Origin of the sequence: Nonlabens sp. Asnod3-A02, assembly GCF_045063755.1 — a bacterium.
GTDB lineage: Bacteria > Bacteroidota > Bacteroidia > Flavobacteriales > Flavobacteriaceae > Nonlabens > Nonlabens xylanidelens.
The window spans coordinates 918,056-930,917 of the sequence record NZ_JBEFOC010000007.1; the positions used below are offsets into that span (position 1 = coordinate 918,056).

Here is a 12,862-nt window from a genome sequence, read left to right on the forward strand (position 1 = left end):
TGCATACACACGGTTCCATTTTTTAGAGTTTTCTTTGGCCATCTTTGTTTTCAATAGGTTGATTTTCTACTCCTAGACTTATCATATTTGCCAGTAATTTATAAGCTCCAGAAACACCAGCAGGTAATTCTCTAAAGAGACTTAATCCGGTGTAGATAATATGTCCATCACCATATTCTGCTACAATAAGACTTCCCGTAGTCATTTCTTCTTGCTTATCGTGCATTCCTAAAATAGGTGTGAAGGCAGCATCCCATTTTGTAGGGAAATAAAGACCTCGTTCTTGTACCCAATCTTCAAAATCTTTAGAAGTTATCGCATTAGGTGCAGACATGATTTTATGTTGAGGTTTTAATATGGTTACTGTTGCATTTTCATCGGTCACTCGCTTTCGCGAAAGCGTAATAGGTAAAGGCCCCAATGCATCTGGACTAATTCTTCTATTAGTATTGTACTGCATCATTAAGGTCCCACCATTTTTTACATAGGTATCGAGTCTAGGTTGTAAAGCTGCCATGTCTTCTTTTGCAACATTAAAAGCTCTAATACCTACTACTACCGCGTCATATTTAGAAAGGTCGTTAGGTACTTCACTAGGTTCAAATTTAAATACCTTGCTACCTATAGCTTCTATAGCTTGTGCAACGTCGTCACCAGCACCATTAATATAAGCAACGGTGCGCGCGCTATTTACTAGACCTGGTTTTACTACTTGAGATTCATTGTTTCTTACTAATTGCTGGTCAGGAATATGATCATAATCTATTTTAATTACTTCTTGAGAGTAGGTTTTTGCCCCTATTTTAACTAGTCCAGATACAACACCTCTGGACGCATTTTTAGGTGGCTGTACATTAAAAATAAAGGTTCTTTCTTCTCCTTTTTTAAGTTCAGTTAGATTAAAATCTCTAGGTGTAATATTCCATCCATCAGGGTGACATAATTCTAAGGTACCTGTTGATAATGCTTTATTAGCTTTTACGGTAACTTGAATAGGTTGGGTAGAATTTCCAGAAAAAACATAAACAGGATTCTCGATACTTACGGCAACTTCTGGAACGATGTGAAAAGGTTCATTAACCTCGCCGCGTACAGGGTCAGTGCGTTTATGTATGATAGGGATTTCTCTATATAACTCTGTGTTGTTTATTTTAAGAATAGTGCGTATTACAAATTCAGCACCAGTTTCTGGTTTACCAGTTAAGGTTCTATCCTTAAATTGATACATACCTAAGGTAGATTTTTCTTTCAAGTAATAAGGAGAACTAGCCTCATAAACTGCTGGTATCTTTAAAGTAGCATCTAGGGTAAAACTTTTTGCTGCATTTAGTGATACTTGACTTTTATCTACCTCCATTAACTTATTAGGTAAAAGAGTTACCTCATAATTTTGATTAGAACGATTAGTCATTTCCACTTTTACCTTCAGATTTTCTCCTGCAGTAGCTGTAGCTGTATTAATGCTCGCCTCTAGATATACACCTGTAATATCTAGAATGACTTGATCTAATTCTGCTAGTTTGATGTTTTTCCAGTGATCTTCTTTTAATTTTTCAATTTTACTTCTCAACTCTAACAGGGCAGGAATACTCTCTGTAGGTTTTTTAAAATTATAATTTGCGATAATAGAATTAAGCGAGGTCTGTACACGACTTCCTCCTTTTACTCTGGTCCAAGTCGTATTTATACCAGAAAACAAATCTGACTTGTCACTCGGGAAAGAGCCTTTTAAAAATTCTAAATACTCTGTTTGTGAACCACGAGACCCTGTACTACCAAAACCTTGTGATTTATGCTGGCTTCTACTCAACGCAGCAATCTCGCTGTTAGATAAACCTTTATAAGGATAATAAGTTCCTGCTTCTATTTCTAATAAGTTGGTTTTATCTGCAGCGTCAAATGCCTCTTGACTACCATAAAACCACCAGCTAGTATTAAAAAATACACGTTGCGCCTGCCAGGTATCTAGACCTTCTAACTGATTAGGATAACTGTTTTTATTTGCTGCGAGATCAAAAACTTTCATGCTCAACATGGCACTTGTAGTGTGGTGACCGTGTGTAGTACCAGGAGTGCGGTGATTGAACCTGTTGATAACCACATCTGGTTTAAATTCTCTGATAATGCGTACCATGTCTTCCATAACGGCTTGCTCATCCCATATCTCTAATGTCTCATCAGGATGCTTAGAATAACCAAAATCATTTGCACGTGTAAAAAACTGTTGCCCACCATCGATGTTTCTAGCTTCTAACAATTCTTGAGTACGTATCATACCTAATTGTTCACGTAATTGAGGTCCTATAAGGTTCTGACCACCATCACCACGTGTTAATGATAAATAGGCAGTGCGTGCCATTTTATCATTTGCTAGCCAGGAGATAAGCCGCGTGTTCTCGTCATCTGGGTGAGCTGCTATAAATAGAGCAGTACCTAGAAAACCTAGTTTTTCAATGTTGTGATAAATTTCAGCAGTATTGGGCTGTTTGTGAGCGAGTCTATTTTCTTGTGCAACCGCAGTTGATAGGAATAATAGCGCAATGATAGAGGTGATAAAGTTCTTTTTCATACAGTGTGTGAAGATAGAAGTTTCAAATCTTAATTTTTTGTGAAGATTTATAACGTTTCCTAACACTTTCTCTTGATTCCACTGTGATTTCAGTAAGAAAAACCTTTCACATGAGTTGTTTAGTTATAAAATGATATTGGGTAGGATGGTTGTGTTAAAATTCCGCTTTCGCGAAAGCGAGATTATAAAAACTAAAAAGAATCTATTCTAGTATTAGGGTAGCAATGAGCCATGTGCTTTTCAAATGCCTCGATATTTGAGTTTGCTGTACTAACCATAAAAGAATAAGAGTTTAGATTATTTCTATCGCCGTTATAATAAATGGTATAACTGTATAGTAAAAATCCCATAATTTTAATACCAGAAGGTGTGGTGGTAATACTGCTTATTTCGGCAAGATTTATTTTATGAGTTCCCCTTTTATCAATTAGATATAGAAAACTAGTATCATAGAACGCATTTGAATTTTGATTAAACGATCGTAGCGCGATGAAATAACCTATGATTATGGTGATAAGCACGACAGGACCGACTACTAATAAATAATCCTGCAGTAACGTGATAAGAATTAGGCATACTATAAAGGTAAGTACTGCCGGTAAGATGGTCTTGTGAATTTTATTATAAGGAGCAAGATTTTCCATTTGAGTTATCTTATAGGTATGTTTCTATATTTAGAACTAAGGATTAAGAATAAACCGTAAAAAAGAACGCCGGTAGAGGTGAGTCCCATTATTATAGCGCCATATTCCACATGCATAAATGCAAATGCTGCGTCGGCTCCTTTGGGTAAGTTTGCCATATTGTAAATAGCAGATCTCCCTAAGATGTAGGCAAATACAGCAAAGACAACACCACGACTAAATCTACCTATACGTCCTAATAGCATTAAATACTTGTACTGGCTGTCAGTTAAATTTTCTTTGTGAGTCATCTTATCCATCATGGTAGAGAAAGATATCCACCATTCATTAATTGCACTAACGGCTAGTCCTATAGAAATGATAAAGACTATTATTTTACCCCAAATAGACTGTAGTAGCATAATTTTCCAGCCCGAATTACCATCATCATCTGGCATACCGAATAGTAATTTGAGACAAGTAAAAAAGAGTAGACAATAACCAATACCGTTAATAAAATAAGCCACCCTGCGGAAAGCAGGCTTACCATCATCACCATCATAATCACCTCTATTGAAGGTAAGATAGAATCTGGAGAAAATATAACCAGCTAGTCCTATACTCATTAATAGAAGTAAAAACCACCCAAAACTTAAATGAGATATCCATTTGAGTACATCGTCACCACTTTTAAGTGCATAGGTAAGTTGAAATGCTGTTATTAATGCCATGATACCCATTAATAAAAACACTGCACCTTTAGTTGCTATACCTATTCTGGCAAATCTTCTGTAGTTTTTCAAAGTCTGTTTCTAATCAAATCAAAAATAGTATCCAGACCTTTCAGTTAGGTAGTATGTAACAAAACTTTAGTTGTTTTATTAATCTATCACTTCCATAATTTTTTCCCACATTTCATCATGAAAAATTACTGGAACTAAATTTCCAGAAGGTTCATTTCCCATGCGTATAACAACCATCTTTAAACTAGGGACAACATCTATAAACTGACCGTTTTTACCTAACGCACTAATCATATCTACCGGTGCAGATGGTGTTACAGAAGAATTAAATGATGTAGTTGACCCTGGGAAAACAACAGAGTTTTTACCATTTAACCACCATAAATAACCATAGGAAGGATTTATGGATTGAGAAGTACTAGTCATAGCGTTTACATAATTAGAATCGCCTAAAACGGTTGTTCCATCCCAATTTCCTTCATTTAAAGTTAATAGTCCAAAACGTGCTGCACTTCTAGCTGTGCTCACATATAAATTATCAAATAATGCAGTATCTGTCCACTGGCCGTCCATTCCTATTTTATCATTTATGGCTGTGGTAGTATATTCATTATTAGTCATACCTGTAGCAGACTCTAATACGTTGTGTAGTATTTGATAGGTACCGTTGTGATAATACCATTGATCGTCAGCATCTGTTAAATAATCAAAACATGCTGGTGCTGTACAGTCTGGATTTGTCACATTGTAATCAATACCAGTGGTTTGTGTTAAACTATTTTTAATAGTAATTAAGTCTTCTTTATCCTGCGGCATGTTAGTCCACCCATTACCTAGGTAGTCAGATGTTTTATCATTTATATTTAAATAACCTTCTTCTTGTGCGATACCTACTGCAGTAGCTGCAAGTGATTTACCAGCACTTGCCCAGTACCAGTTGCTATCCTTATCAAATGGCTGACCAGATAAGTCTGTATTCCAGTATTCTTCAACAACTATTTTACCATTTACCAGAACTATAAAAGCTCTTGTCTCATTTTGCTCTAGAAAGGTATTTAGTTCCGTAGCTTTTTGAGCATTCCATTGCAAATCAGATAAGGAAGTAGTTTCCCATGTATCTCCAGTTAATGGTGGGAAATAACTAGTTTCTATAGGGTCTATAATTATGTCGTCATCGCTAGAATCATCAGTAGAACTGCAGGAGATAATAATTAGAGATATAAGAATAAGGTAAGTATAAAGATTTTTCATTTATAATAGTTTGGTAGTTAGTGTTTAAGACTTTGGAAAAGATAAAAAGTTTAAAATAAGTTATCCTGTACCTCCACCATGACCTAAACCGCTTTCATAAAAGCCGCCACTTTGCTTTCTTATCAGTCGGTCTCTACGTTTTTTAGTCATGGTGCGTCTATCTATTCTTATAAAATCCTTCATAAGATAATACCAGACAAAGGGAATAGTCCATATAAGAATAGAATTGAGTATTTTCTGACGTTTGCTTAAAACCAGTGCGGTAGAAACTACTTTCTGTGCTTTTATGGTATACCTCAAGTATAAGAATAGAAAAATTATAGAAAAGATAATGAGGTACCACATGAACATTAAAATTACAAACAATAATCGATTTATTAGATAGAATTTGGGAAGGATTTAGTTGATAAGGTAGGTAGATACGCTATCGTTTTCGTAAATTTGAGCCATATAAAATGTGAATTTAATAATGCAAGATCAAACTCCCTATATTCCAGTAAATAAAGTACGTATAGTAACGGCTGCGAGTCTTTTTGACGGTCACGATGCCGCGATTAATATCATGCGTCGTATCATTCAATCTACCGGTTGTGAGGTAATACATTTAGGACACGATAGAAGTGTAGAAGAAGTAGTAAATACTGCTATTCAAGAAGATGCAAGTGGTATCGCGATGACTTCTTATCAAGGTGGTCATAACGAGTACTTTAAGTATATGCGTGATTTACTAGTAGAAAAAGGAGCTGGTCACATCAAGATTTTTGGTGGTGGTGGTGGTGTAATTTTACCGTCAGAGATAAAGGATTTGATGGATTATGGAATCACTCGTATTTATGCTCCAGATGACGGTCGTGCGATGGGTTTGCAGGGTATGATTAATGATCTTGTGCAGCGATGTGATGTTGCTGTTCCCGCTTTCGCGAAAGCGAAACAAGGAAAAAACCTTTCCACAAAAGAATTATTAGAAGAGAAACATGTACCTACTATCGCAAGATTAATATCACTTGCAGAAAACAGACATGAAGAATTCCAAGCAGAATTTAAATTCGATGCAGAAGAACTAGCAGGAACTCCAGTTTTAGGAATTACAGGAACAGGTGGATCTGGTAAATCATCTCTAGTAGATGAATTGATACGCAGATTCCTAATCGATTTCCCTGAAAAAAATATAGGTGTTATCTCTGTAGACCCATCAAAACGTAAAACAGGTGGTGCTTTATTAGGTGATAGAATACGTATGAATGCGATCAATAACGACCGTGTTTATATGAGATCTCTTGCAACGAGACAGTCTAATTTAGCTCTTTCTAAGCATGTACAAGAAGCTGTAGATGTTTTAAAAGCTGCAAAATATGACCTAATTATTCTAGAAACGAGTGGAATAGGGCAGAGTGATACAGAGATTTTAGAACACAGTGATGTGTCTTTATATGTAATGACACCAGAATTTGGTGCGGCGACACAGTTGGAAAAAATCGACATGCTAGATTTTGCAAATGTGGTAGCCATCAACAAATTTGACAAACGTGGTTCACTAGACGCACTGCGTGATGTAAAAAAACAATTCCAGCGCAATCATAATCTTTGGGAAACAGATCCAGCAACTCTTCCAGTGCATGGGACGATAGCAAGCCAATTTAACGATCCAGGAATGAATGCGTTATATGAAGCGTTAATGGCTGAGGTAACTGAGAAAACAGGTGTGGATTTAAGTTCTAAAAATGAGCTTAACAAAGCACAAAGTGAAAAGATATTTGTTATTCCACCATCTAGAACACGTTACCTAAGCGAGATAGCCGAAAGTAATAGAGCTTATGATAATACTGCCGCAGCTCAATCTAAAGTGGCACAGAAATTATATGGTGTTTTTCAAACGGTCAATACTTTATTAGATCAAAACGAAAACGCACCTGCGGTAGAAAACAGAGAGCGTTTAATTACCGATAAAGGATTAAATGAAGAGTACATTTTATCTCTCGTTTTAGTAGACGATGCAGATTTTATGAATCTTCTTATTGCACAATTCAACAAATCATTAAAAGACCTTGATCCATATAACTGGGAAGTAATTACCGGTTGGGATGCAAAGGTGAATAAATACAAGCAACCAATATATGAATTTCAAGTACGTGACAAGGTCATTAAAATTGAAACACATACAGAGTCGCTTTCTCATAAAATGATTCCTAAAGTTGCACTACCTAAGTACAGTGCTTGGGGTGATATTTTAAAATGGTGTTTACAAGAAAATGTGCCAGGAGAATTTCCTTACACAGCAGGATTGTATCCGTTTAAACGTACTGGAGAAGATCCTACCAGAATGTTTGCTGGTGAAGGAGGACCAGAACGTACAAACAAGCGTTTTCACTATGTGAGTTTAGGCATGCCAGCAAAACGTTTGAGTACTGCATTTGATAGTGTAACCTTATATGGTAACGATCCAGGATTACGACCAGATATTTATGGTAAAATTGGTAATGCAGGAGTAAGTATTTGTTGTCTAGATGACGCAAAGAAATTGTATTCTGGTTTTGATTTGTCGCACGCTATGACCTCGGTTTCTATGACTATTAATGGTCCTGCACCTATGTTGTTAGGATTCTTTATGAATGCAGCGATTGACCAGAATTGTGAACGATTCATTACAGAAAACGGACTAGGCGATAAAGTAGAGGCAAAGCTTAAAGAAGTATATGACGATAACAACGTAGAACGTCCTTCTTATTTAAACGCTCAAGGTGAAAAAGTATATTCTAAAAACGGAGCGGTAGACACTAGCAAATTACCAGAAGGAAATGATGGTCTTGGTTTAATGCTTTTAGGTCTTACAGGAGATCAAATTCTAGATCCTGCAGACTATAATCGCATTAAGATAGAAACTCTTGCACAAGTGCGTGGAACCGTTCAAGCAGATATTTTAAAAGAAGATCAGGCACAAAACACTTGTATTTTCTCTACAGAATTTGCTTTGCGTTTAATGGGTGATGTACAACAGTATTTCATTGAAGAAAAAGTACGTAACTTCTACAGTGTTTCGATTTCTGGTTATCACATTGCCGAGGCTGGAGCAAATCCTATCACGCAATTGGCTTTTACACTAGCAAACGGATTCACTTATGTAGAATATTACTTGAGTCGTGGAATGGATATCAATAAATTTGGTCCTAACCTAAGTTTCTTCTTCTCAAACGGTATCGATCCTGAGTATTCTGTAATCGGTCGTGTGGCTAGAAAGATTTGGTCCAAAGCAATGAAGAACAAATACGGAGCTAACTCTCGTGCACAAATGTTGAAATACCACATTCAGACTAGTGGTCGTTCTTTACATGCACAAGAGATAGATTTTAACGATATACGTACGACCTTACAAGCGCTGTATGCGATAAATGATAACTGTAACTCGTTACACACAAACGCTTATGACGAGGCGATCACTACACCTACAGAAGAATCTGTAAGACGTGCAATGGCGATACAATTGATTATCAATAAAGAATTAGGACTTGCCAAAAATGAAAACCCTATTCAAGGAGCATTTATCATTGAAGAGTTGACTGATCTTGTAGAAGCAGCAGTTCTAGAAGAATTTGATAGAATAACAGAGCGTGGTGGCGTGCTAGGAGCAATGGAAACGATGTACCAGCGCAGCAAGATTCAAGAAGAATCTATGCACTATGAGATGTTAAAGCACACTGGTGAATTCCCTATTATAGGAGTAAATACTTTCTTAAGTTCAAAAGGTAGCCCAACGGTTTTACCAGCTGAGGTAATACGTGCAACTGAAGAAGAGAAGCAAGCTCAAATAGCTACTAAGGATAATTTACATTCCGCTTTCGCGAAAGCGCAACAAGATCAATTATCTAAGATCCAAAAAGCAGCTATAGAACAAGGCAACATCTTTGAACATTTAATGGAAGCAACAAAGATTTGTACACTAGGACAAATTACCGATGCATTGTTTGAAGTAGGTGGGCAGTATAGACGTAACATGTAAGCAGTGAACCGCTAGCTTTGCTAGCGTGTGAATCGCTTATCCCGATGAATATCGGGATCTGTATCTTTCTCAAAGCTTGATGAAGAGCAATCATACAAATTACAAATTTTACAAAAAGCGCAAACCTATCGGTTTGCGCTTTTTTTGTTTTAGAATGTCAATCCGCTGCAGAGCGGATTCGGTACTTACCTTTCTCAAAAGCTAATTCATAGCACGATCAAAAAGCATTTCCCTTTGCAAAAGGGAAAACAGGTGGACGACGAAATCGGTGCAGCCGATAGAGCCACCAAAAGGGTTTGGCGCACTTCTAGGAGAAATCGAATGGTAGTTTATCAGCCAGCTGTTATTGCTTAAAACCTGTCAGGTTGCCATCGCTGCACCCATGTGAAACCTTACAAGTTAGAGTAACTTTTTTTAAGTCTGTCATGCTGAATTTATTTCAGCATCTGCTAGTGATGAAAATAAATTGATTGTTTATTACTGCAAAAACGAGAAGAGAAACGACTAAGTAATCTACTCATTGTACCCACAAATGCAGATTGCCACGCTGTGCTCGCAATTACTTTGGCCTAGTCAATCCAGTGCAGAGCGGATTAGGATTATAATGACCTAAAATGTCAGTTCGAGCGCAGTCGAGAACAGTTTAAGTGTAGAATGAATCCTTCAATCCAACAATTCTTTAAATTTTTTCCAACTTCATTAGTTAGTTCTGTTTTTAATTTTTTAACTTGTAGGAAAAATTTGATTATGAGGAAATTGATTGTAGCCATCATGTTATGTTATTCTATAAATAGCATTGGTCAGGTAATTAATATTCCAGATTCTAATTTACTCAATGCTTTAACCTCATTCCAAGTAGTGGATAGTAACAATGATGGAACTGCAGATGCATTACTTGATGTAAATCAAGACGGATTTATCCAAAATTCAGAAGTGATAGGTGTAGAAACCATTTTACTTTCTTCCAACACAGGAGGAATTACCAGCTTTGAAGGTTTTCAATTTTTCACTGATTTAAAAAAACTTAATTTTAGCGGCTCCATAGATAATAACGCTATGCTCCTCAACTTAGAAAGTTTAGAAGAATTTAGTGCGAGTGGTTTCGGTGCTCCTAATATTGTTAGTTTAGACTTTATTAATTTCACAACTTTAAAAAAACTAACTCTAACTTCCTATAAAACTTTAAACTTATCGTTAGGTTCATCGACTCTATTAGAAGATTTAAAAATCAATAACACTTTAAATTTAAATCTAAGTAACACTAATAACTTAGTTAATTTACAGCTGGTAGATTTAAGTTCTAACGTTATAATAAATGATTTAGATTTTTCTAATAATCTCTTATTACAAGAATTAAATTTAGGATTTACTCCTTTAGGAAACTTAAATCTGTCAACTAATATTCAATTAGAACTATTAAAATTGACTGAACAAACCTCGCTACAGTCAATAGTAAATAATTTGACAGGACTTAAATTTTTAGAAGTATATGAGAATGCAAATTCTAACTTGAGCTCTTTAAATTTAAGCAATAGTCCTAATCTTGAAGAGCTAACTTTAGGGGATTCGGATATGACTAGTCTAACAATTATAAATAATCTCAATTTAAAAAAAATTCTTATTGATGATTTATTTATTAACAATTTGAATGTACAGAACTTAACTAATCTAGAAGAGTTGATTTACAATCGAGGTAATCCTACTATTTCCTTTGCGAACAATAATGCGTTAACTCATTTAGAAGTGAATGCACCTAATTTTTCTAGTATTGATGTATCACAATGTCCGAATCTAAGAATTTTCAAGTTGGACAGTGTTAATTTTTCAGGAAGTTTAAATTTATCTAATAATATCTTTTTAGAAACTTTAGAGGTTGAAGGATTCCGTTTTGGACAAATAGATCTTACTAATAACTTGCAATTGAAACGTCTTGTTTTAGATGTTACTTCCGCGCCTACATTGGTAACGTTAGGAGCGCTTCCTCAAATAGAATATATCAATCTCGCTTACGATAATATAATGGAATTAAATTTTTCACAATCTGAAAACTTAGCTGAGCTATTAATCGAAACTAATAATTTACAGAATTTAAATTTAAAAAATAATGGTACTGTCCTTACGCGCATTCGCTTTGACACAAATAATACCTTAAATTACATTTGCGTTGATAACGCAAATTTAAATAGTTATATGACTCTATTTGATAATAGCTGTTGTGAAAGTATAACTAACATTGCCTTTAACTCATATTGCTCATTTACACCTTCAGGTAGTTTTAATGAAATAGAAGGGTTTGTTTCTATCGATACAGATAATAATGGCTGTAATACATCAGATCCTGTTTTTTCAAATTTGAGTATAGATATATCTAATAATTTATCTAATAGGAATATCTTTTCTGACCAAATCGGTGAATTCAATATTCCTACTCCTGATGGACAATTTACTTTAACCCCAAACCCAGAAAACCCAACCTACTGGAACTTCACACCACCAAACGTAATTGTAGATTTCCCAACTCAAACCAGTCCATTAACTCAAGACTTTTGTGTCACGGCAAATGGAAGTAATGAAGACCTAGAAGTAATCGTAGTTCCATTAGAACAAGCACGACCAGGTTTTGATACCGATTATAAAGTGGTAGTTAAAAACAAAGGAAATGTTACGACCAGTGGAACAGTAACATTAGATTTTGAAGAAGATTTCATGAATTTACTTTCTTCAACGCCTACGGCAGCAACTCCTGCAACTAATCAGTTGAGTTGGTCAGTGAGTAATTTACAACCATTCCAGATGGAAGAGTATGAATTTACCATGACCTTGAATACACCTACACAAACAACCAATCCATTAAACGGTAACGATATTCTAACTTTTACAGGAACGGTTACTGGAACAGGAACAGACGCTATGCCAGCAGATAATACAATGGTTTTTGATCAAACGGTTGTGAATTCTTATGATCCTAATGATAAAACCTGTCTAGAAGGTAAAACTATTGACCCTAGCGATGTTGGTGAATATGTTCATTATATGATTCGTTTTGAGAATACAGGTACGGCTAGTGCGGTAAATATCGTGGTGAAAGATGAAATTGATTTGGCTCAATTCGATATTACTACTTTGATTCCGCTAGGTGGTAGTCACGATTATTATACTCGTGTACGAGATAACAATGTGGTTGAGTTTATTCACGAAGACATCAATCTAGATTTTAATGATGCGACTAATGATGGTTACGTATTATTTAAAATCAAAACTTTAAGCACCCTGGTTGCCGGAGATACTTTTGATAATACTGCTGATATCTTCTTTGATTTCAACGCTCCAATCATAACCAATACAGAGACAGTAAGTATCATGAGCACAGCAAGTGTAGGAGAGTCTACAGATAGTAGTATCTCAGTTTATCCTAACCCAGCAAAGAACTTTATTACCGCGACTGCAAACAATGCCATAGAGAGTATCAGTATAACCGATATGAATGGTAGAATGATCACAGCAACTCAATTTACAGGTGCATCAAACGAGCAACGTGTAGAAATAGGAGAGTTGTCTTCAGGTATTTACTTGGTAACTATAAAAAGTAACGCAGGCCAAAAAATAGAGAAGTTACTAGTAGAGTAAATTTCTCATGTATTCCAATAAAATAATAAGCCTTTTCTTAATAGAAGAGGCTTTT

At 35.6% G+C, this 12,862-nt stretch carries 7 protein-coding genes; 2 read left to right on the plus strand and 5 right to left on the minus strand.

Annotation, left to right across the window (positions count from 1 at the left end):
* Nucleotides 1-22: 22 nt before the first annotated feature.
* The 5 genes from ACJJVN_RS07580 to ACJJVN_RS07600 all read right to left on the minus strand — a co-directional run bounded on the left by ACJJVN_RS07580 (nt 23) and on the right by ACJJVN_RS07600 (nt 5,531).
* Entirely contained in the window at nt 23-2,569 is a 2,547-nt protein-coding gene (locus tag ACJJVN_RS07580) for a PIG-L family deacetylase (RefSeq protein WP_405377682.1), read from the minus strand.
* A gap of 191 nt (nt 2,570-2,760) precedes the next feature.
* Complete coding sequence (locus tag ACJJVN_RS07585; RefSeq protein ID WP_405377683.1) at nt 2,761-3,213, minus strand: hypothetical protein; 453 nt, start codon at nt 3,211-3,213, stop codon at nt 2,761-2,763.
* 5 nt (nt 3,214-3,218) lie between these two features.
* Nucleotides 3,219-3,995 carry a DUF1206 domain-containing protein gene (locus ACJJVN_RS07590; RefSeq protein WP_405377684.1) on the minus strand — a complete coding sequence of 259 codons (777 nt, stop codon included), beginning with the start codon at nt 3,993-3,995 and terminating at the stop codon, nt 3,219-3,221.
* A gap of 78 nt (nt 3,996-4,073) precedes the next feature.
* Entirely contained in the window at nt 4,074-5,186 is a 1,113-nt protein-coding gene (locus ACJJVN_RS07595) for a serine hydrolase domain-containing protein (RefSeq protein WP_405377685.1), read from the minus strand.
* Nucleotides 5,187-5,246: 60 nt separating this feature from the next.
* Complete coding sequence (locus ACJJVN_RS07600; RefSeq protein ID WP_405369002.1) at nt 5,247-5,531, minus strand: hypothetical protein; 285 nt, start codon at nt 5,529-5,531, stop codon at nt 5,247-5,249.
* A gap of 124 nt (nt 5,532-5,655) precedes the next feature.
* Between ACJJVN_RS07600 and ACJJVN_RS07605 the strand changes: the two genes are divergently transcribed.
* The gene (locus ACJJVN_RS07605) at nt 5,656-9,180 is read left to right on the plus strand and encodes a methylmalonyl-CoA mutase family protein (RefSeq protein ID WP_405377686.1); all 3,525 of its coding nucleotides are present in this window, start codon (nt 5,656-5,658) and stop codon (nt 9,178-9,180) included.
* Between the two features lie 747 nt (nt 9,181-9,927).
* A complete protein-coding gene (locus tag ACJJVN_RS07610; RefSeq protein ID WP_405377687.1) occupies nt 9,928-12,807 on the plus strand; it encodes a T9SS type A sorting domain-containing protein in 2,880 nt (959 codons plus the stop codon).
* Nucleotides 12,808-12,862 lie beyond the last annotated feature (55 nt).